Origin of the sequence: Roseburia sp. 1XD42-34 (assembly GCF_009917385.1) — a bacterium.
GTDB lineage: Bacteria > Bacillota > Bacilli > Bacillales > Amphibacillaceae > Virgibacillus.
The window spans coordinates 1-22,854 of the sequence record NZ_QWLJ01000046.1 but is presented as its reverse complement, the minus strand read 5'-3'; the positions used below and the strand labels follow the sequence as shown (position 1 = coordinate 22,854).

General features: G+C 37.7%; 20 protein-coding genes. 6 read left to right on the top strand and 14 right to left on the bottom strand.

Features of this window, described 5'->3' with window-relative positions; genetic code table 11:
- Positions 1–2: 2 nt before the first annotated feature.
- The 8 genes from D1839_RS17780 to acpS form a co-directional block, all read right to left on the bottom strand.
- Positions 3–359 (bottom strand): STAS domain-containing protein, encoded by a 357-nt coding sequence (locus tag D1839_RS17780; RefSeq protein ID WP_120381154.1) that lies wholly within the window; start codon positions 357–359, stop codon positions 3–5.
- Positions 360–364: 5 nt separating this feature from the next.
- Positions 365–1,234 carry an RsbT co-antagonist protein RsbRA gene (locus D1839_RS17775; RefSeq protein WP_120381153.1) on the bottom strand — a complete coding sequence of 290 codons (870 nt, stop codon included), beginning with the start codon at positions 1,232–1,234 and terminating at the stop codon, positions 365–367.
- A 1,585-nt stretch (positions 1,235–2,819) separates the two neighbouring features.
- Positions 2,820–3,179 carry a type II toxin-antitoxin system PemK/MazF family toxin gene (locus D1839_RS17765; RefSeq protein WP_050351134.1) on the bottom strand — a complete coding sequence of 120 codons (360 nt, stop codon included), beginning with the start codon at positions 3,177–3,179 and terminating at the stop codon, positions 2,820–2,822.
- Between the two features lie 4 nt (positions 3,180–3,183).
- Positions 3,184–3,468, bottom strand: coding sequence for a CopG family ribbon-helix-helix protein (locus D1839_RS17760; RefSeq protein WP_077298901.1), 285 nt, complete (start codon positions 3,466–3,468; stop codon positions 3,184–3,186).
- A 392-nt stretch (positions 3,469–3,860) separates the two neighbouring features.
- Positions 3,861–4,991, bottom strand: a complete 1,131-nt coding sequence (gene alr / locus D1839_RS17755) for an alanine racemase (RefSeq protein ID WP_199690392.1) — start codon at positions 4,989–4,991, stop codon at positions 3,861–3,863.
- A gap of 150 nt (positions 4,992–5,141) precedes the next feature.
- A complete protein-coding gene (locus D1839_RS17750; protein WP_120381151.1) occupies positions 5,142–6,155 on the bottom strand; it encodes a LolA family protein in 1,014 nt (337 codons plus the stop codon).
- A gap of 162 nt (positions 6,156–6,317) precedes the next feature.
- Complete coding sequence (locus D1839_RS17745; RefSeq protein WP_120381150.1) at positions 6,318–7,838, bottom strand: NAD(P)H-hydrate dehydratase; 1,521 nt, start codon at positions 7,836–7,838, stop codon at positions 6,318–6,320.
- Between the two features lie 187 nt (positions 7,839–8,025).
- Positions 8,026–8,388: a holo-ACP synthase gene (gene acpS / locus D1839_RS17740; RefSeq protein ID WP_120381149.1), complete on the bottom strand. Its 363-nt coding sequence runs from the start codon at positions 8,386–8,388 to the stop codon at positions 8,026–8,028.
- A gap of 668 nt (positions 8,389–9,056) precedes the next feature.
- Here acpS and D1839_RS17735 point away from each other — a divergent pair.
- From D1839_RS17735 to D1839_RS17720, 4 genes are all read left to right on the top strand, one after another.
- Entirely contained in the window at positions 9,057–9,827 is a 771-nt protein-coding gene (locus D1839_RS17735; protein ID WP_120381148.1) for a rhomboid family intramembrane serine protease, read from the top strand.
- A 16-nt stretch (positions 9,828–9,843) separates the two neighbouring features.
- Positions 9,844–10,794, top strand: a complete 951-nt coding sequence (locus tag D1839_RS17730; protein ID WP_120381147.1) for a LacI family DNA-binding transcriptional regulator — start codon at positions 9,844–9,846, stop codon at positions 10,792–10,794.
- 487 nt (positions 10,795–11,281) lie between these two features.
- Entirely contained in the window at positions 11,282–12,181 is a 900-nt protein-coding gene (bla, locus tag D1839_RS17725; RefSeq protein ID WP_120381146.1) for a class A beta-lactamase, read from the top strand.
- Between the two features lie 524 nt (positions 12,182–12,705).
- Positions 12,706–13,317 carry an HAD family hydrolase gene (locus D1839_RS17720; RefSeq protein WP_120381145.1) on the top strand — a complete coding sequence of 204 codons (612 nt, stop codon included), beginning with the start codon at positions 12,706–12,708 and terminating at the stop codon, positions 13,315–13,317.
- Between the two features lie 569 nt (positions 13,318–13,886).
- Here the strand turns inward: D1839_RS17720 and D1839_RS17715 are convergent.
- From D1839_RS17715 to D1839_RS17705, 3 genes are all read right to left on the bottom strand, one after another.
- Positions 13,887–15,323, bottom strand: a complete 1,437-nt coding sequence (locus D1839_RS17715) for a PH domain-containing protein (RefSeq protein ID WP_120381144.1) — start codon at positions 15,321–15,323, stop codon at positions 13,887–13,889.
- Positions 15,316–15,795, bottom strand: a complete 480-nt coding sequence (locus tag D1839_RS17710) for a PH domain-containing protein (RefSeq protein ID WP_120381143.1) — start codon at positions 15,793–15,795, stop codon at positions 15,316–15,318. The genes D1839_RS17715 and D1839_RS17710 overlap by 8 nt, the downstream gene beginning before the upstream one ends.
- Positions 15,796–16,301: 506 nt before the next feature.
- Positions 16,302–17,765 carry a DEAD/DEAH box helicase gene (locus tag D1839_RS17705; RefSeq protein WP_120381142.1) on the bottom strand — a complete coding sequence of 488 codons (1,464 nt, stop codon included), beginning with the start codon at positions 17,763–17,765 and terminating at the stop codon, positions 16,302–16,304.
- 602 nt (positions 17,766–18,367) lie between these two features.
- Between D1839_RS17705 and D1839_RS17700 the strand changes: the two genes are divergently transcribed.
- Together D1839_RS17700 and D1839_RS17695 are read left to right on the top strand one after the other, a co-directional pair.
- Positions 18,368–19,282: a DMT family transporter gene (locus tag D1839_RS17700; protein ID WP_120381141.1), complete on the top strand. Its 915-nt coding sequence runs from the start codon at positions 18,368–18,370 to the stop codon at positions 19,280–19,282.
- A gap of 30 nt (positions 19,283–19,312) precedes the next feature.
- A complete protein-coding gene (locus tag D1839_RS17695; protein ID WP_120381140.1) occupies positions 19,313–20,173 on the top strand; it encodes a DegV family protein in 861 nt (286 codons plus the stop codon).
- Positions 20,174–20,274: 101 nt separating this feature from the next.
- Here D1839_RS17695 and D1839_RS17690 read toward each other — a convergent pair whose 3' ends face one another.
- From D1839_RS17690 to D1839_RS17680, 3 genes are all read right to left on the bottom strand, one after another.
- Positions 20,275–20,988, bottom strand: coding sequence for an alpha/beta hydrolase (locus tag D1839_RS17690; protein ID WP_120381139.1), 714 nt, complete (start codon positions 20,986–20,988; stop codon positions 20,275–20,277).
- A 323-nt stretch (positions 20,989–21,311) separates the two neighbouring features.
- On the bottom strand, positions 21,312–21,818 hold the full coding sequence (locus D1839_RS17685; RefSeq protein ID WP_120381138.1) for a hypothetical protein: 507 nt from the start codon (positions 21,816–21,818) through the stop codon (positions 21,312–21,314).
- 46 nt (positions 21,819–21,864) lie between these two features.
- Positions 21,865–22,182, bottom strand: a complete 318-nt coding sequence (locus D1839_RS17680; RefSeq protein WP_120381137.1) for a glutaredoxin family protein — start codon at positions 22,180–22,182, stop codon at positions 21,865–21,867.
- Positions 22,183–22,854: the final 672 nt, after the last annotated feature.

The window sequence follows — 22,854 nt, the reverse complement described above, 5'->3', positions numbered from 1 at the left end:
GGCTATTCCCCCGAATCCTGGTAGAGTTTAATAAGGCCTTGCTCTAAGTTTAATGCAGTCGGCACATTTTTCAGGTGAATACCTAAATCAATTAACGTAACTGCTACGGCAGGCTGAATTCCTGTTAAAACTACCTTTGCCCCCATTAAATCTGACATTGTTACGACATCGCCTAAAACTTTGGCAATAAAAGAGTCAATGATGTCGACGGAAGTTAAATCAATGACTACACCTGTAGAACCATTTTTGTGGATTTTATCTAACAAGTCTTCTTGAAATTGAATGGCTGTTTGATCATCGATTTCTGTTTGTATGGAGATGAGTAGGTAATTGTGAAGCTTTAAAATAGGTATTCGCACGATCTTCACTCTCCTTTTAACGATTGAATCATTTGCTCTATGCTATCTGCTCTATTTCCCAAATCAACAATTTGACGATCTGTCAATTCGAGCGCTGTACGAAATCCTTTCTTCAAGGAACTTTTCGTTGGAAACTTGCTTAAATCAATCCCAAGATTAACAATGGTTTGAGCAATTTCCGGTCGAATACCAACTAGAATACATGTTGCACCGATTAAACGAACAGCTTCTGCCGCTTGTATAATGTGATGCGCCACCATCGTATCCACGACAGGAACTCCAGTAATGTCGATCAAAACAACTTCTGAATTGTGTTTAATCGCACCGTCCAGTAAATTTTCCATAATTAATTTAGCACGATCTGTATCCACCGTTCCAATTAAAGGCATAATCGTAATCCCATCCATTACAGGAATCAATGGAGCAGATAATTCTTGCAGTGCCACTCGTTGTAATGATACCGTGTTTTCCCAGCTTCCTGAATACTCATTTACGAGCTGACGGATTAATGGTTCCACCCAGGTATCGACACTTTTCAACACATTGGAAATAAATGCTGAATCAAGCTGTTCATATTGACTCAAAATATAATCAACTGTAACCCTACGAAATACTTGTAAACCGTCAGTAATATAACTCAACGGCCAACCGAGGTTAATAATTTTTTCCGAAAATTCTTCAACCGCTTTTGGTGAGCCGGCATTTTTAAGACTTGTAAAAATAACATTAACAAATTGGCGATTTGTACTTTCAAATAATTCATCAGAAATACTTGCTGTATAATTATCTAGCTTTAAAGAATTGATTTCTTGCATCCAAAGCTGAACAATAGAATCACTGTTTTCAATAGCCATTTTTTTTAACTTCTCATCCATTTCACTACCCCCAGTTTACTTGATTGCTACCTCGTGAAGTCAAACCATTTATAAGTGTAAGACTTCCATTCATGTCATATATGTCAAGCATAATTAGACGTTAAGTTACTTGCTCACTCTATCCTAAAGCCTTAAAGTACAAGATGCCACCACGCACGTGTCGAAGAAATCTTACAAAATTCAAGAGATATCAACATTTATTGTAACACAGAAACAAAAATAGATTGAAATAATATTCCATAAAAGCGATGTTCCAAATACGCCCTAACCCATGCATTTCCTCGTTGCGTCTTATGTTATTAAATTCTAACAAACAACCCACATAATGAATTCAAGAAGGTCTTCATTTTTATCCAAGCTTGCTTTTAAAAACTCCAGTTTCTGAGAAATTTCGACACTCGGATGTATCAGCATCGGTTTGTAGCAGACAATATTTAATTCGCTGAGTATCGTTACTTTTAAAGGAGTTCAGAGCAAGTCCTGTTTTTTAAACATGCACTTAGGGGAACTGTTTTTAAATAATGGTAGATGGTAGGGTTGAAAATAACCGTGAGAGCAAGGCCGCTCCTTAAACCATTCAAAAACAAATCCAACAGAGAAAAGAATATTTAATGGTGTTCTTACTTCATGGCCCTTTACATACGATTATCAAACAAATGTTTAAGTGCGAAAAACAAAACGGATATTATTCTTCTGGGGAAAAGTTTGTACGAAGGATCTTTACCTTATAATGTCTATAATTACCATCGCTTACTTAAGGAGAGAGGACGACGATTTAGAGGGATTGCAACCAAATATTTAAGTAATTATCTTACATGGTCTAAGTAATAGAAGGTATGCAAGCACAACATAGAGGATTGTTTTAATAAATGAAACTTCTACTTCTTCTAATTCGTAAGGGACAGGGGACCTTTAAAGGAGAATCCGATTAAATTATGAAAGAGGAAACAAATATGTCTTCAGATATCATTGATATAGTAGCTATAATTTCTATTATTATATGGATTATAGTGTTTCGAGAACTTATAAAATCTTCCAAAGAGGAGAATAGACGTAAAATAATCACTTTAGTATCTGCGGGTTGTTTATCAACATTAATACTGACCATTTTACTTTTTCAAAATATCCAGTTCTAAAATGATGATATAAAACGCATCATGGCGAGGCGTGTCAGAAGTTTTTGTGTAAAATATTTAACCCCCACTACCGTGTGCGTTTTTGTTAAATATCTTAGAAGTATAACTCTCTTTTTATAGCAATTATATTTTTTGAACTTTAACAGAGAACTATAGAACAAAGGCGCCCGTTTAGCAACGTAGCGAATGGAACGAAGCAACGAAAGATAAAGGAATCATGCTCCTGCAACAGGAGTATGCCGACGTCGGGCGGCAAGCCCGTTTTTAGTCGGCCTTCCTCTTAACCTCGAACCAATGATGACTTATCGAAGGACGATTTCGTGAAGTCGCATCGTTGCTGGGCTCATGCGCCGGACGTGGCTATTCGGTTATTTCGTTATCTATAAGCACATCATTTTATACTTTCTTACTCTTTTAAAAAATCCTCTTGTCACACCACAAGAGGATTATCATTGATCATACATATCCTTCAGTCCTAAACTGATTTCCAATGCCTGGTTGATCTTTTTCATCATTTCTTTATCTAATTTTGTAATTTTATCTGTTAACCGTTGTTTATCAAGTGTTCGTATTTGCTCTAGCAAAATAACGGAATCACGGTCAAACCCATATCGTTTTGCATCAATCTCCACATGAGTAGGGAGCTTTGCTTTTTGAATTTGCGCTGTAATTGCAGCAACAATAACGGTAGGACTGAAACGATTCCCGATATCATTTTGCAGGATCAATACCGGGCGGATGCCTCCCTGTTCTGATCCAACAACAGGGGAAAGGTCAGCGAAATACACTTCGCCTCTTTGTACGATCAAATGGTTACACCCCGATCACAGAGCGTTCCAAGGTGTTTTTTGCTTCCTCTTCAGCTTGAAAAGCTTCTGAAGCAATTGTCAAATTAATACGACCCATTTCTGCATAACCTTTTTCCATGGTTTCGCGAAATTGTTGAAAGTGCTCATCTCTTTTATGCTGAAGATAGTTTCTTGTTGCCTGACATATGAAATCACTCAAATCACTATTCTCATACTTCACCAGACCATCCACCTCATTTAACAGGTTTTTCGGTATTTTAACTAATACTTCTTGCAAACTTTCTGACAAAACCATCACACCTCCGCCAACTGTTGAACGAACTTTGTAAAAGTTATTTTTATAATATCATTGAATTCGCCTGTTTGCAAAGGGTTCCTTAAAAATTCCCCAAAAAATATCTTGTTTTGTCGTTTATTATTACCTTCATTGTGGTATAGCAAATAGAATAAGCCTTTATTCAACCGTATTTTATAGCAGTTCAAAAAGCTAAAGCATGATACATTGATTCGTCTGCTACTATACGTTAACAGCCTTTCAAATGTCACCACGGTAGTCATATGCAAGTAATAACGTTGTGTAAAGCCAGAACTAAGCAAGCGCTATTTTTCAGCCAATTCTGCTTTAACAGATATTGCTGCTCGCTTTTAGAACATACATTATAAAATTCAAACCATTCCCTTTTAACTTTGTGTTCCCTGCCCCTTATAAATACGAGGAACACGGTTATTCAATATACAAGGAATCTCATAATTAATGGTCTCAGCATAATCCGACACTTCTTCCATAGAAATGCATGCATCGTTTTGACAACCAATAAGCGTCACCTTAGTCCCCACTGGATAGGCTTGATCCAATCTGATCATCGTTTGGTCCATACAAATTCTTCCGACAATAGGTACCCGTATTCCATTTACTAGTACGCAAAAGCCTTGCATCCTTCTTAGCCAACCATCTCCATAACCAATAGGAAGCGTCCCAATCCACTCTTCCGTTTCCGCTTGATACGTACACCCATAGCTAACACAGTCTCCTGGTTGTAATCTTTTTACATGAGCAAGCTTACTATGCAAAGAAAAAGCTTGTTTTAAGTCTATCTCCCCCTTTTCTTTTACTGCTTGAGAAGGATATAAGCCATACATCGCGATTCCAAATCGAACATAGTCAAACATGTCCTCTGGCAGACGTATGGCACTAGCACTGTTACCGACATGAACATCAAGATTTTCTAATCCTTGTTCTGAGAGCCAGGAAAGAATCCTTTTAAAGCGTATTCGCTGTTCCTCAAAATACGTGGACTGAGGTTCATCTGCTGTTGCAAAATGAGTAAACACCCCAGTTAAATATATGCTGTTATTTTTGTTTAATGCGTGTAAAATATCCTGCATCTCTTCTTTCGTCCTTATACCTATCCGGCCCATTCCAGTATCCACTTTTAAATGAAGATGAAGCGGCTTAGAAAATGAATAGCTATTTACTTGTTCCAGCCAGTCTTTTTGAAAAAAAGTTAGCGTAATACTATGTTTTGCTGCTTCTTTCGCTGATTCTGGCGGAACCCAGCCTAATACAAGAATAGGTGCTGTGATGGATGCCTTGCGTAACTTAATCGCCTCTTCTAATAATGCCACTGCTAAATAATCTGCTCCAGTTTGTAAAGCTTTTTTAGCAACTTGGATACTCCCGTGCCCATAGCCATCTGCCTTTACTACTGCCATTACTTTTGTTTCTTTTGGAAGCCTTTTCTGTATTTGTTTTATATTATATGCAACTGCATCCAAATCTATTTCTATCCATGTTTTTCGATGAATTTCCAAATTGCTTGCTCCTTTCATACCAATAGTTTGTTCAAAGTTGATACTTCCTATTATTTCTCGTTGTCCATACCCTGTCAATGTTTGCTACGTTTGTTTAACACGAAAAAGCAGACTCATCCACGATAGAGTCTGCTTGGCTCTTGTCTGAAATTACTTAACTTCTTTCCTTTGGACAGATTTCGCAACTTCAATGAGCTCCTCCTTCGTCAACTCTTCACTTGCTAACATAAAATCTACCCCGTTATGCGTCCACTCTATAGAATTGTCTGTTATTGCGCCTACTGCAAATCCTAAATTTACAATCTCACCTTCTACTTCATTAGGAGTTTCCATGGTCGTCCGTACTTGTGCTTTTTCTTCAACTAGTGTAAAATTCTTTTCCCCTTCAAATGTTAAAATAACACGATCGCCGGTTTCTGTTGATGTTTCTTTTTTTTCAGTCAGCTCTGCTCCTGCCATGTACGATGGGTAAAAGACCGTGAGCGATCCCTGCTCCTCAGTTATAGCAGCTGTTTCTTCAGCTTCTTCACTTCCCATGTTTTTCTTCATCGAAAAATCATCATCTTTAAAGCTTGCTTTGCTATCAAAACTAGAAAAGCTAACATCGACCAGAGCATTTTTATCTTTATCTAGTACCTTTACTTGAGCAGGATGTAACGATTTTTTGTCAAGATAAATCTCCTGATAAGGCAGGTTGTTATTGCTTTGATAATTCGTTTTTGTCTTGAACACATAATGCGAGTCTGTAACCTCAAATTCTGCTTCCTTATCCTTCTCAATATCTTGGATTAAAGATTGGTATAGATACGGTTGACTACTGTTTTGCGGCCATTCTGACTGAAATTTAAAGCTTTTATTTAATGCTGGGGTTAGTACAAATACCCCATCGTCATTTTTTAAAATAATTTGGTTGCCTTTTTCATCAGACTTATTCGATAAGCCAACGCGATACATATCATCTTTTTTGTGCCAAATATTGATTTGAAATGTTTGTTGCTCTTGACCTGTATTCATATTCATTTCTGCTTTCGCTTTATAGCCGTCCATTTTCTCGACTGTTTTCTTTAAATCTGCAACAACATCCTCTTGTGTCTTTTCTCCACAAGCAGCTAATACGATTACGAGGCCAACTAACATAAGTAACCCACTGATTTTCATCTTCATGTACATATCTCCCTTGTCTCAGTTAATTAAAGCAAACTTAGCTAGCGCCAAGCCTTTAGACGCAGGCGACCTGCCTCGTTGTACTTATACTTAGGACATGATGATTCCACCACATAGCGACCATCTTTATCCTTTTCTAACGTAAAACAAAGGGAACTCATATCATCCACTACTCGAAATGGCACGAAACACATCTGATATTCCGTTGATTACATCGGTTGCAAGTAAATCATGTTCAGAATGCTGATGCTGTACTAGTATATCAGCCGACATACCGTGAATATAACAGGCATTGCATAAAGCATGAAGCAGGCTTTGCTTTTGCATCACCATTGCCAAAACGATCCCTGTTAAAACATCTCCACTTCCTCCTTTAGCCAATCCTGGGTTGCCTGTTGGGTTTACCATTTGCACACCCTCTGGGGAAGTAACAATCGTATATCTTCCTTTTAAAACCACATAGACATGGTAAGCTGCGGAGAAATCCTTTGCATATTGAAACGGTTTTTGCAACAACTCACGAATAGAGACCCCCAATAACGTTGCCATTTCCCCGGGATGAGGCGTAATAATGGTCGGATACGATCTGTCACGTAAATAGGGTAAGAGTTGAGACAAATGATACAGACCATCAGCATCAATGATCACAGGGCAAGTTGCTGTTTCTATTACTTGCTTAACTACCTCTTTTGTCTCCTTTCTTCTGCCTAACCCCATTCCAATTGCGATTGCATTATAAGCGTGTAGATTTATATTTAAACTGTTATTAAGATAACCATCTATTGCTGGCACAGGCGTATACATCGCTTCAACACAGTTTCCCGCAATCATTTGAATAACAGGTAAAGAACTTGCTCCGGTTATTAAACCAGCTCCTGATTTTAATGCCGCTTGTACAGACATAGATAAAGCACCAGGCATGTCTGTGCAGCCACCAATAACCAATCCTCTACCATGATTGCCCTTGTGATCAAATAACTGACGTCTTGGCAAAGTCTTTTTCACATCATCTAGCTGCCACATCCTCTTACTTGTAAGACGCTTAAAAATAAACGTCGGCAAGCCAATAGAAACAACCTCCCATTCTCCATAATAGCTTGCAGTGTAAGGAAGAAAAACACTCTGCTTTGGCGCCCCGATAATGATGGTGTAATCAGCTTGTACAGCGTGAAACGATTCACCGCCTTCATATGCTGGCACCCCTGAAGGAGTATCTACAGAAATGACATAGCTTTGTTCCGCATTGATAAGCGAAATAAGTGAAGCAAACGGTTCCCGTACTTCGCCCTTAATCCCAATACCGATCATCGCATCAATGAGTACATCTGCTTCTTTAATCATCTGGGTAGCTCCAGTATCATACGGAACAACTTGACCTCCACATTTTTCATAAATATGCTTATGATCGTATGCATCGCCCGTAATTTTATCGTTTGGAACTACTTGCAATACCTTTACATGATAGTTATGATCCAGCAACGTACGTGCAATAACAAATCCATCCCCACCATTGTTACCTGCCCCTGCCAATATACAAATTTTATCCGCCTGAGAAATCTTCCCCATTACCTTCCATGCAACAGCTCGTCCGGCATTTTCCATCAGCAATTTTCCATCCAAACCAATTTCCTGCATTGCTAAGCGATCCATATCGTACATTTCTTTCGCGGTGACAATAAACAAATTTGTTCCCTCCTACCCGCACTAGAATATATGAGACAAACCTTGTGATTATGCATTCGTTATTATCTCTTGTACTTATATCTATTTAAAGAGCAGCATCACTTTCTGTATGAAAATCTTCCGTTTTCCGTAAAATAACTTTTAAATAAATGAAAGGTCTACTTGCTATTTTTCGACCGTATTAAAACTATGGCTGTGTTTCTAGAACAACTTGGGCTACGGCATAATGCTCTGCGTGAGAGATCGATATAAATATGGCAATCGATTCAAATCCTTTTACATTTAACACTGGAGAGCCATTCTCCAGTTTTGTTACTTCTATATCCTGAAACGAGAGCTTACCGATGCCAGTACCAACAGCTTTAGCAAATGCTTCCTTTGCTGCAAATCTCCCAGCAACATATTCCACCTTCCTTTTGTCACTCGTTAGTAATCTATACCCTTCTCTCTCAGTTGGAGTTAAAATTCGTTCTATAAAGCGCCCATTGTTCTGTATGCTCTGTTTAATGCGTCCCAGTTCAATAATATCAATACCAATACCTTTAATCATCTCTTTCTCCTTTTCGTAACAATTAAGATCACTAACGAAAAATAAATGTTTTAAACCAGTTGCTACAATTCGCTTGTGATTGAAGTAGATTATAAACTGAATCTTCCACCCATGGGGAATTTCATTCTTCCAACACGGCTTGTCCTAAAGTCCGCTTACGACATAGGTTAGGTGCTATTATTTCCCGCTTAGACTCGTTACTGTACAGATTATCCACCCCCTGAAGTGGGAGTCTTACGGCAACTTATATACGAGAAAAATTAAATGTTTATTTACGGCCTATTAGTTGATGTCACGATTACAAACATTGTTTTGAACGTTTCTCTCATGTTCATAAAGCTCAAAACAGCTTTTTTTCTAAGCTTAAATACTTACTACTCGGTTACTGAGCAGCATGTGTACAGCTCCATGAAAAGATATGTTCGACGATTTGCATCATTCCTTTAAATGTAAAATATATCTACTTGTTATAAAACCGTTACAAAAAACCTTCATTTGTCATTTTTATTCGACTTTTTTAATAGCATTTAGTAGGATAAAATTAATTATAAACGTGTATGCTGAAAAAATAGAAAAGCAACCAAATTAGCTAAACCAACTTCCTGTGAGCTTAATTCTATCATACACCTTGTAAAGCATTTTAAAAACCTATTCCATGGAGGAATCAAATGTTTATAAGACATGAAAGAAGTATTAAAGAATTTATGCAATCCTATCCAATCGTGTCCACGCTAGTAATCGTTCACTTAGGTTTATGGTTAGTGATTAACCTTTTGCAATTACCGTTTAGTATATGGCTTTACCAATTAGGGAGTGGAAGTAATTATTGGGTCGAGCAAGGTGAATATTGGCGATTAATTTCCCCGATATTTCTCCATGTTGATTTAATGCATGCACTGTTTAACTCCTTCTCCCTTGTTCTATTTGGTCCTGCTTTAGAGCAAATGCTTGGGAGAACCAAATTTATCCTTGGCTACCTTTTTGCTGGTATATTCGGTAATCTAGGGACTTATTTCGTGGAAGATTTATACTATAACCATGTAGGAGCATCAGGCGCAATCTTTGGACTATTCGGCATCTATATTTTTATGGTGTTATTTCGAAAACACCTTATCGACCAAATTAGTTCGAAAATGGTTACTACTATTTTAATTATTGGTCTAGTCATGACATTCTTCAATCCCGGCATTAATGTTTCCGGCCATATTTTCGGTTTCCTTGGCGGTCTTATTATAGCACCCGTTGTTTTAGCAGGTGCAAATAGCTATAACCCGTGGGCAGCCATCGCAAGACGCAACCGTTACAGAGATGATGATGATATCCAATTTGATCCAAACCGCTGGAACAAAAAGCGTCTCCCGCGCTCCTTCACTAAAAATATTTGGTGGATTATTTTAGGTTTTCTAGTTTTGCTTGGCTTATTTAGCCGCCTATTTTGATATAAGGAGCATAGTAATGACGAACATTCATGATATAGCAAAATTAGCTGGTGTCTCTGTCTCAACGGTATCAAGAGTATTAAATAATTATAACTATGTTTCCGAAGAGAAAAGATTAAAGGTGAAACAAATTATTAAAGAACTTAATTATACACCTAACAATAACGCTATTGATTTAATACGTGGAGAAACGAAAAGAATAGGTGTTATTATCCCCTATAACAATAATCAGGCATTTGATCAAATGCTGCATGGTATTCTAAACAAATCCAGTGAATTAGATTTTTTAGTAACTGTACTTCCTTCTAAATATAATAAAAACAAAGAGCTGGAATATTTGGCTATGTTGAAAAGCAAACAATTTGATGCTCTCATCATAACGTCAAAAGCAAATCATTGGGACAAAATTATTCCTTTTTCACAATACGGAACAATTATTTCATGTGAATACACAGAAAGAGAAGAAATAGGCTGTGCTTATGTAGACCGTTTCGCCTCATACTTAGAAGCATTTCAGATGCTGAAACAGAAAGGGCATCAAAGAATTGGTTTTACAACGGCAAGAGGAATTGAAAGTAAAAGTACAAAACAAACAATTAAAGCTTATCAGAACATTATTGGAGAAATGTACCATCCATTTCACGTTGGTAATTGCTTTTGCTTAAAGGATGGTTACAAAGCTGCAGAAATACTTTTGAACCGAAAAAACCGACCTACCGCAATCTATGCTAACGGGGACGAAGTAGCAGGTGGAATTCTCCAATACTGTGAGAATAACAAACTGCAAGTTCCCAAAGAGGTTGCAATTGTAGGACAAGAAAATCAACCAATTGGAGAAGCTTTAGGAATTACAACCGTTAACCATCGACTTGCAGACTTAGGTGAGCAGGCCTTTGAGCTTGCTGTAAACCGAACATTAGATAAAGTAGAAATCCCTTTTGAAATCATCCAACGCTCCTCTACATGAGCATGTATAAAGTGAATGTCTAATCAGTAGCATTTATCTTCCACCCCCCATCTTGGGTCGTTGCTGTCCTTGAAAAAACATTTTTTATATGTGTAAGAGGTACCGATTCCAAGTTTTTTGTCCTGTTGCACCGCTTCTCGCGATTAACATTCTACCTCCCTCGAACGAACAAGAATTTAGGTGAAGTTAACTACCATTTATACTTCTATCTCTTCCACTCTTGACGTGATCCGCTTACGAAATAGAGCATTTAGGTGCTGCTATCTCCCAGTTAGACTTGTTGCTGTACAGATATTTCCAAGGTGGGAAACTTACAGCACCTTATATACGGAATAAATGATGAGCTGCCATTTTATTTGACAGCGAGGACTACATATGTAATATTAGATTACACATGTAGTCCATGGTTGTTATTTCCAAAAAAAGGTAAAAATCTTATTTTGCAATATGAATATAAAAATTAAAAAACGGAAAGGTTTTGATAAAAATGCTACATTATACGAAAATTATTGGAACTTTATTTTTTGTTTTTCTTGCGCTTGTTGGTTGTGGAGAAATGAAGGCAAAACCAGCTAGTAATGAATATAGCAGAGAGTCGACACCAGAAATTGAAAAAGATGCTTTTCGCCTATTAGAGGAAGAATATGATGCAAAGCTTGGTATATATGCCATGGATACTCGTACAGGGCAAACTGTGTCTTATCGGGAAGAAGAACGGTTTGCTTATGCTTCAACTCATAAAGTACTTGCTGTAGGTGTACTGCTGCAAAAGATGAATGTCGACCAATTAGAAGAAACTGTTTTGATCAAAGAAGACGATCTTGTAAATTATAATCCAATTACTGAAAAACATGTGAATAAACCGATGACATGGAAGGAACTTAGTGATGCTTCCATGCGATATAGTGATAATACTGCCGCTAACCACATATTGAAACGAATCGGTGGACCTGCAGGTTTTAAACAAGCACTTCGCGACATTGGAGATGATGTGACAAAACCGGAAAGAATAGAGCCTGAATTAAATAAGGTAAAACCTGGAGAAACAAGGGACACAAGCACACCGAAAGCACTCGCAACAAGCCTTCAAGCTTTCACAATGGGGGACGTACTAACGAAGCAAAAACAGGATCTATTAGTAAATTGGCTTAAACGAAATACAACAGGAGATAATTTAATTCGAGCAGGAGTACCGGAAGGATGGGAAGTTGGAGATAAATCAGGGGCTGCATCCTATGGAACACGTAATGACATAGCTATTATTTGGCCACCAAATGAAGATCCGATTATTCTTGCTGTTCTTTCTAGCCGGGATGAAGAAGATGCTGAAGGAAGTGAAGAACTTATTGCAAAAGCTACCGAGGACGTAATGAGTATTATCAATTGATCATTATTTTTTAATTTAGAGAAATCGCATTATTTGAACGTACCTATCCATGTGCTAGCAGAACATCGTAAGAGATTATAACTCTGCACGGAACATTAGAAAAACGAACAAAGGCGTGGGGCGCCCGGTTAGCAACGTAGCAACTGGAACGAAGCAACTAAAGTTTTAGGAATCATGGTGAGGATACGAACCAATGATGACTTATCGGAGGGCGATTCGTGAAGTTGCCTAGTTGCTGGGCGCTTGCGCCTGACGTAGCTTATTCGGTTATTTCTTTATCTCAAAGCACCTCATTCTATACTTTCTTTTCTTGCCCAAAAAAAGAAGCATACGCTTATTAGCTGTTGTCCATATAAACTCTTGGAATAATAGGACTAGCTTAGTGGTATTAAAATAGCAGTTATCAAAAGAAGTCCCTGCTTTAAGAAGCCATGGGAAGCAGGGATGAGTATTTCACTATTGACCTGAAATGCATTTCATCCGCTAAACTACAATTAATCATAATTGAATAGGGGATGAAAAAATTGTATTCCACTTTTATATTTGATTTAGATGGCACGATTATTGACTCAGAAAGAATTGGACTTGAAGCATTACAAGCTACCTTATCCGAAAACGGGATTAACAAAACAATAAACGAGCTTCGTTTTTCTGTAGGTATCCCAGGCTTACGTACGCTTGAAATACTAAATATTGCTGATATTCCAACGACGTTAGAGGCTTGGCTTGAAAAACAAAAGCCTTTCATGAGTAATGTGCCGTTATTTGACAGTGTAATAGAGGTAATTTCTCAATTACCTAAACCAGCGATTGTTACTTCACAAAATCAAAAAGAAATGCAAGCTGGATTTTATCAATTAGATATTGCCCATCATTTTCAAGCCATCGTGTGCGCAGATGATACCGAAAAACATAAACCTAATCCTGATCCATTAAATTTGGCACTACAATTACTAGCTTGCGAAAAAGAGAATGCCATTTACATTGGTGATTCTATTTATGATATGCACTGTGCAACAGCCGCAGGAGTAGATTTTGGGCTAGCTGCTTGGGGAGTTGCATCAACCAATAATTATCCATCGGCACGTTATATTTTCGAAACTCCCTTTGATATATTAACGTTAGCAAGAAGCTAACATTGAAACAAGCAAATACGATATAGCACAAGCCGAACAATTTATAAATGGATTGTTCGGCTTGTTTGTATGAAAAACCCTAACATCATTCTGTCAAAAATACTTCGCTTTCCGCAGTCTCCTCAGCTCTCTCGGAAAAGAAACATCGTTTTCCTGCAAGATCTTCAGCTCGTGCCGTACCAGCAGGATCTACACATTTTACTAAACTAAAAACTTGCGTATACATAACGGAGGGTTGATTTCATTTTTTTAATCAGCTGTTTTAGTTATGTCTCTATCTCTTTTAACCAATTGGAATACTATTACGTCAGTTTCATCTGTAAGCTTTTTAGTTACTATTTATTTTTATTTTTCCTGATAAAGTGAATCATCTATCAGTGGAGGGACTCTCATTCATCCCCACCACAGCTTGTTAATACCACAATGGTATAATTAAAGGCCCCTACGAACTCGAGCATTTAGGTGCTGCTATCTCTTACGTATGTTGCAGAACAGATTACCTAGTTTAATGAGTGGGAGTCTTACAGCACTTATATACAGGATAATCATTTTCTGTGCAAATCCTTTTCCTACTCTGCACGCTTCCTATGTGAATACCAATCAGCTATTTGATCGGCATCAACTTCTTCCAACTCTTTTAAGCGGTAATGTGCTCCTGTACTATTCGTACCAAGTATAGATACTTCCATCGTTGCTAAATGTTGTTTTCGATGCAAGATATGCTGCTTTTTCTCCACTGCTTGAATTCGCTTATGAAAAACAATTATTTTCATTTTATTCACTTTTCGATACTGCAGCAGCATTCGGTGCTTATCAAGTTGAAAACCCGTATCTCGGAAGCTTAAGTAGCCTATAGATAGACCAAATAACAGCAGGATCACTGTCGCCCATATAAAACTTGGGAAGAAAATAATTATCGGAATACTAATTAAGCTTATAGGGATCAATGCACGAAACAAATAATACGTTAAAGCTCTTCTTGGAACCGTATTCCATTCCTCACTTAACTGCGCGTAGGATGGCAGTATAAGGGCTAAAAAATCTTCTACTTCCTCTGTTTTCAGCATTGGAAATAAAGTAGAAGAAAATTCATTCGATTCCTCTACACTACCAGCTGCAACTTCTGCAAATACCGTAGCATAGCCAAAAGGCTGACGAATAATGTTTTCTTTAATGCCTATCGCCTGAATTCGATTTAAAGGAATCGTTGTTTGTTTTTTTTCTAACAGACCACGAGTGATAAATAATTCATTTTCGTGTCTTTCAATTCTAAAGTTCCAATACTTAATCATCGTTCCAGCAATCCCTAATACCCACAATAATAATAAGCCAACAATAATAACAATAATTAACAATACAATACTTAGCTCAACTATCCATTCTACTGTATTATCATAATAACGGTTCGGTATAAATTGTTCCATTTCCGAGACTAAAAAGGCAATTAGTCCTGCTAATACACCAATACTTCCTGATGTTGACCCTGCAAAAAACAGCCGCTTTTTGGATATTTGATAGACTGGGAAGGTTCGTTGTTGTTCAGCTGCCTCTTCAGCTTCTGCATCCGCAAGAGTATTTTGAAATCCTTTTAACTCTCTTCGCAAACCCTCTGCTTCCGTTAACTTCACTGCTGTTAATGTTCCCTCAGCACCAGATCCAGCTGTTTCAACTTGCACCTTAGCCAATTTAAACAGCTGGTGCACTACATTTGCCGATATATCAATCGACTGAATACGACTTTTGGAAATATACCGTTTCTTGCGAATAAATATTCCTGATTCAATCCGTAATTCTTCACTAGTTACCTCGTAGGTAAATCGTAGCCACGAGACCATGCTAAAAATCGCAAACAATAATGCAACCACGATAAGACCAATTATTACATAAAAGAAATACGCTTTAGGAATAGCAATAATCGCTGCGATAAACGGTAAAATCGTTTCTTTAAGTGATCGAAAGACTTGAAAAAAAATAACCATTGGATGCATTCGTTTTGGTTTAGACATCTTCTTCATCCACCCTTGCAAGCTCGGAAATACGGTCTCGTAATAAAGAAGCATCTGCTTCATTTAATGCAGGAATTTCATGTGTTGTTGCCGCAGTCGAGATGGTTACAGTTGCTAAATCATACCGTTTTAAGAGCGGTCCCTGTTGCGTATCAACATGCTGCACACGCACCATAGGGATAAGCGTCCTTGACATGATTAAAATACCGTATTGGATATAGATTTCCTGTTCAAATAATTCATATCTCCATCGTCGCCAGCGAAGCTTTGGAAGAATAAATATACATACATATGCTATAATAATGGAAGCAATTATAGCTATAATACTATACCAAAGAGGCCAGTCCAAAATAATGCTAACGATAAGTGCACCAATTGCAAGTAAACACACTATTCCATTATAAATAGCTGCCGTTATTTTCCATACTTTTATTGCATCTTTATCAATTTCCTGCTTTGGAGGTTGTCGCATCTTATCTCCCCTTTCTATCAAATTTAGTTTGACTGTCAATTTTTATAAGGTGACAATCCTTCCTAATTATACGTTATATCGTACAAAATAGTTTCTAAAACCAGATCTTTTTCCCTAGTTTTTAATTTATCGAATGTAATGTACGTAAACTGATAGGAAGCAATACAATAAGTATAAGGAATATAGCGGCCCTGAAATTACCCCTGCAAACTAACGCTCATTCCTTAAGAGATAGATAAATGATGTTTTACTTTATTACATATAGGATTACCGCAAATGTAGCGATTGTGTTCATCCTAAATTGCACGTGTATACAAGCTTCACGAATAGATACGTACAGCTTTGTTTAACGCCATACATACTGTCCTAAGATAAACGTACCAGTTTCCGCAACAGATGCGTTAAACAAGTTACAAACTACTACCCATACCATATGTAACATAGATATTGTTTGTAGATACCAAAAAAGCTCCTTCATGTAAAGAAGCTTTTTTCACTATTAGTAATTAATTATCACGGTTTCTACGTTTTTGGAAATTGCCCTTTCGATTACGACCGCTTTGACCTCCGCGATTGTTCTGACCACGTTTTCCATAAAAACGTTTATTATTCGAACGGCGATTGTCTTTTACATTATTCGCTTTTTTCACGCTAACGGGCGCAACAGAAGAAATTTTTACAGGAGTATCCTTCCGTTCTTTCGTCAATAGCTTCAGAGCAGCAGCAATAACAGAAACTGAATCATGGTCTTCCAATAATTGGTTCGCGGCTTGGTGATAAGCATTTAAATCTTTTGTTTCGATTGTTTCTATAATTTTGCTGATCGTCACCTGTTGTTGCCCTTTTCGTGCATCATGATTCGTAGGTGGTGTTAATCGTTTCATCTTACTTTTGGTAACTTTCTCAATTAATTGTAAATGAGCCAATTCCCTTGGAGTTATAAAGGAGATCGCTTCCCCTGTACGACCAGCACGTCCTGTTCTTCCGATACGATGCACATAGCTTTCCGGATCCTGCGGAATGTCAAAATTATACACATGTGTAACACCGGAAATATCTAACCCTCTCGCCGCAACATCTGTTGCAACTAATACATCTACTCGACCATTTTTGAACTTATTCAATACCGACATCCGTTTTCCTTGTGTTAAATCACCATGAATTCCTTCTGCTCGGTAGCCTCTAGCTTGTAAGCCTTCTGTGATTTCATCTACACGCTTTTTAGTGCGGCTAAAAACAATCGCTAAATCCGGAGAATGAATATCCAAATGGTTATTTAACGTATCAAATTTAAATTTCTCTGGTATTTCAATAAAATATTGATCAATATTTTCAACCGTCATTTCCTTGGCTTTAATCTTAATCTCTTTCGGATTGTTCATTAAATTAGTGGCAATATCACGAATTTCCTTAGGCATCGTTGCTGAGAATAACAACGTCTGTCTTTCTTCTGGTATCGCCTTAAGAATCTCGCGGATATCATCGATGAAGCCCATATTTAACATTTCATCCGCTTCGTCTAAAACGGTTGTCTGAATATGATTCGTGCGAATTGTTTTCCTGCGCATATGGTCTAATAATCTTCCTGGTGTCGCTACAACAATTTGCGGACCATCTTTCAATGAACGAATTTGACGTTCCATATGCTGTCCGCCATAAACCGCAAATGCACGGACCTTTTTTATTTTTCCAAGTCGATTTAATTCTTCAGCTACTTGGATCGCTAATTCCCTCGTTGGAGCAACAACGAGACCTTGAATTTTACGTGCTTTTGGATCCAGCTTTTCAATCATTGGAATACCAAAAGCAGCCGTTTTTCCTGTTCCTGTTTGTGCTTGTCCAATTACATCATTGCCTTCTAAGGCAACTGGAATGGTCTCAGCTTGAATCGGGGTTGCTTCTTCAAACCCCATTCTTTCTAATGCTTTCATAATTGGATTGGAAATACCCAGTTCTTTAAATGTTGTCACCTATTCCTCTACTCCTTTAATGTTAAAAATTTTATTGTAAGAGGCCTTGGTCGCTTCTATATACTTTAGTCCTGCTCATCATTATAGTCACAGATTATTAACGGAAATATAAGAGGAGTGTTCAAAAAGTCTCGTCCATGTGACACGCCATGTGACCTTCAGCTTATTTTAGCGGCTTAAAATATAATCACGTACTTACACGCTTATATTGCACCGTCTAAGATTTGGCATGCCTGTTGGAGAAGGCAGCAGCATTACGTTATAGGCTTAGCTAATGTATACATCTTCTACCCTTTAAACACCACTATTTTTTTAAATTCACATTTTTTATAGATTGTCCAAAAATCATTAAAAACATTAGCTGTTTTCCCATGTTTTTTGGACACACATCCACTATAGAACGTGTTTCTATCCAACCTAAAGTACAAAAAGGCTTCACCGAAATGGTAAGAGGCCTCACGTGATCTCATGCAAAGAATATCATAACATATTTTTACCAAGGATACTAATTAGATAAATGATTTTTTATTCAGACCATGATAAAATATATGGGATGTGCACAACAATTTAATTAAACTTAAAATGTAGCAAGGAGGGTTTAAATGCGACTTCCTCCATTTAACCCATACGTTGCGGTAGGAATTGGTGTTATTTCTGTTTCTACTTCAGCAGTATTTGTTAAATTAGCAGATCAAGCACCAGCTGCAATGATCGCAAATTACCGCCTTTTATTTGCTGTACTTCTAATGGTTCCAATAATACTGGCAAAATACCGCCATGAAATAAAGAAAATTGATCAAAAAGATTGGGTATTATCCATTCTCGCAGGGATATTTTTAGCTTTTCATTTTATATTATGGTTTGAATCATTGAATTACACATCGGTGGCAAGCTCTGTAGTCTTAGTAACGCTCCAGCCAATTTTCGCTTTCCTAGGAACATATATTTTCTTTAAGGAGCGCTTTTCTTATGGAGCAATTATTAGTATGCTGATTGCTCTAATTGGTAGTGTGATCATTAGTTGGGGAGATTTTCAAATAAGCGGTATGGCCCTGTTCGGAGATATTTTAGCATTACTTGGGGCGATAACCGTAACAGTCTATTTCTTACTCGGTCAACGAGTGCGCCGGAATCTTTCTTTAATGACCTATACATTCGTCGTGTATGGCGTAAGCTCCATCACATTGATCCTATATAACTTAATCATTGGGAATTCTTTTGTTGGCTATCCAGCTGATCATTGGTGGATTTTTATTGCATTGGCGATTATACCAACTTTTTTCGGCCACACATTATTTAATTGGGCTTTAAAATGGCTGAGTACTTCTACCATCTCGATGGGGATCGTTTTTGAACCAATAGGTGCCTCATTTTTAGCATACATTGTTTTACATGAGACTATTACTGCCTCCCAGCTACTGGGAGGGACCATCGTATTATTTGGATTATTTTTGTTTGTATTAAGCACCAATCGTAAAACTACTTTAACAATTTCCAAAAAAGAGCAGCATGATTAAAACAGATAAGATGGAGGGAAGGGTAAACTTATGAACATTCAACTTATGACAGATGGTGGAGCGGATATCCCTGAGCGTTTAAGGAAGAAGACCGATATCATTCAAGTACCACTTTATTTACATTTTAGTGACGGTCAATATAGAAGTGGCGTGGATTTAGATTTACCATCCTTTTATAAAAAAATTGCTGAAACAAATGAACTGCCAAGGTCATCGGCACCAAGTCCGCATGATTTTTACTCGGCTTACAAACAAATTGATAAAGAAGTCCCAATCCTGATGCTCAGCTTAACGAAAGGGTTAAGCAGCACCTATGAGAACGCAATTGCCGGAATGAAATTGCTTTTGGATGAAGAACCGGAGCGCACTATTGCTGTCATCAATACAAAAACTGCTTCTTGTGGAATTGCTCTTTTGCTATATGAAGCTATCTCAAAAATAGAAGCAAATTATACCTTTGCTCAATTAGTGGATCACCTTGAGGAAAGGGCAGAGCAAACGACTACTTTATTCGTTTTAAAAACGTTGGAAAACCTTATTCAAGGTGGACGACTGGATAAAGTGAAGGGAAAAATTGCCAAAACATTAAACATTAAACTACTCATGCGAGCAAGTAAAGATGGAGCAATCGAAGTTACTGAAAAAGTAAGAGGGGACAAAAAATCCATCCGACGCTTTATCGACCAAATTGGTGAATATACAAAAAACGTAGAAGATAAAGTAATCTCTTTATCACATTGTAATGCAGAGGAACGAGCTAAAAAGGTGCTAAGTGAAATACGTGAGAAATATCCGTTTAAGGATGCGCTGATTATGGACACTGGTCCTTTAATATCTACGTATGGTGGGGAAGGTGCACTCGTTATTTCTTTCTTTAAGCATTCTAAGTAATCCGTTTAGCACATGAGCTGAATATAAGCCAAACTTTATCTAGAGTTGTGCTATATCAAAGAAAACAAAAGAGTCTGGTATGTCTCACCTGTCCAGACTCTTTATTTGTATGAAAATGTATCCGCTTTTGGTCTATCCAGAAAAGCATGTACAATTTGATTTAGTGCATCCTTGTCCTCTCCTAAACAGATTAAATGTTTAGACCGTTCAAAAAACACAACTTCTTTCTGTTCAGATGTAATTTCTTTATTTAAATAATACGCTGTTTTATATGGCACCATTCCATCTTGCTGACCTTGGGCAATTAACACTGGGGATTGAATTTTATTTAAGTATCGCCTTGTAAATCGTACTAACTTCAAAAATTCAATGTTTGCTCGAAAAGGGACTGTACCAAACTTTCTTTTATAATGTCTGAACAATTTGTTTTCTCCTAGTTTGCCTTTGACAGCATCTGTAATAAATCCACCTATGTCTATTCCGATCTGCTTAAACGATAAGTATTTACCAGAGGTTGCTAAAAGCACAAGCTTCTCTACTTGATATTTGGCAGCCAAATATGCCGCAATCATACCTCCCATTGAAAAACCAATGAGGTAGACAGTCTCATACCTTTCTTTCAGCTGCAGCAGTGTGTGTTCTGCAGCCTCCAACCATTCGTCGTGGGAAACATGTTGCAAATTTAATTTCCGTCCATGCCCAGGCAAAGTCGGGACAGTTATACGCCAATCTGTGTGGTCTTTTAAGTAATCAGCCAACGGTTCTACTTCATAAGGTCCTCCCGTATATCCATGAATAATTAAACAAGCTACCATCTCATTTCTCCTTTCCATCCATTCTTTGTTTTCCCTATTCTTAACGTAAACATGTCATACTTATTATGGAAATTTTTCTTGAACAGAACAAAGGCGCAGGGCGCCCGTTTAGCAACGTAGCGACTAGAGCGAAGCAACTAAGGTTTTAGGAATCATGGTGAGGCACGAACCAATGATGACTTATCGTAGGGCGATTCGTGAAGTCCTAGTTGCTGGGCGGTGGAGCCCAACGTGGCTTATTCGGTTATTTCTTTATCTCCAAGCACCTCATTTTAAAGTTTCCTATACAATAAAAAAGCCGACGATAACTGCCATCAGCTTTTTCACCTAAATGCTTTAATGAATGAGCCAAATTGTTTCACAATAGGGGAAACTTGATGATACGTATTAGCCAATTGTCCGACTGTTGACAGCATCTTATCCAAATCAAATGATTGCCCAGATCCAGCTGACTGATTCGCTTGCATATTTAAATTCTGCTCCATATTTGGCTGTGCAGTTTGCGCATTAAAGCCCTGTTGCATGTTTGGCTGTGCGGCTTGCGCATTAAAGCCCTGTTGCATGTTTGGCTGTGCGGCTTGTGCATTAAAACCCTGTTGCATGTTTGGCTGTGAGGCTTGTGCATTAAAACCCTGTTGCATATTGGATGTTTGAAAGTTGGTTCCAGGCCAACTCATTGGCTGTTGCGGCTTTGCAAAAAATTCGTACGGAGATTGATAATAAAAAGGGTTATTGGGTTGAAAATCCCCCTGTGCTCCCATTTGCGTTACATCTAAATGGATAGGACGATCATAATGTGCCGAATAATCAAAATAAGGTCGATGATACATGAAAACTCACACCTTCTGCACCTTTTTTACAGCTTATGCTACTTTTCTAAAACCTGTGATTGTTATCGCTTTTCTGTTCATAGCCATCAAACAGTGAACTGTAATAAGTCATAGATTTATCAGCTAAACCAAGATAATATTTTAATTTATTTTTTTGAAAGCCGAGAATTGGCTCTTTTTCACCATCAACAAATATAGCTGGTGTACCATATATCCCTAATTTTTGTAGTTCTTTCATATTTGCACGGTGTTCATTGACATTTTTGGTTTGATACGTGATATGCCATTCTTGTAAAAATTGTATTACATTTCCGCATTCTTTACTGTTATTGCTTATATAAACAAGCACCTTAGGTTCTTTCATTGCAAAAACCCCTTTCAGGACTTTTAACTTCACACTCTTATATTCCCATCTACAAACACATCCAAACAAAATATGCCAAAATCATGACAAAAAGAATACAGTCTGTCATGATTTTGACATATTCTCCTTCCTGTTAAGTACAGAACAAAGGCGAAGCGCGCCCGTTTAGCAACGTAGCGAATGGAACGAATCAACAAAAGATAAAGTGAACCTTCCATCAGGGTATGACCTAAAAGCCCTGAAACGAATCGAGGATTTAAGTGCTGTTACCTACCGCTTCGATTTGTTCAGCTTACATCTTCCCTTCTTAGACCGTGGGAGATTACAACGCATTTTTACGAGATAAAGGAATCATGCCACTACAACAGGGGTATGTCGACGTCTGGACGGCAAGCCCGTTTTTAGTCGGTCTTCCTCTTTGTGAGGAACCGATGAGGCCTTATCTTAGGACGCATTTCTAAAGGCGCATCGTTGCTGGGATGATGCGTCGAACGTGGCTATTCGGTTATTTCGTTACATAAGCACATCATTTTATACGTTCTTATCTTATTAGGGCTCTATACTAAATGTTGGGGTTCCCACACAATTTGCGCATAAAAATATACACGCAAACATCCAATTCTTTTATACTTGAATTGACTAGAAACAAGAAAAGATTGGAGTTGCGTGCAA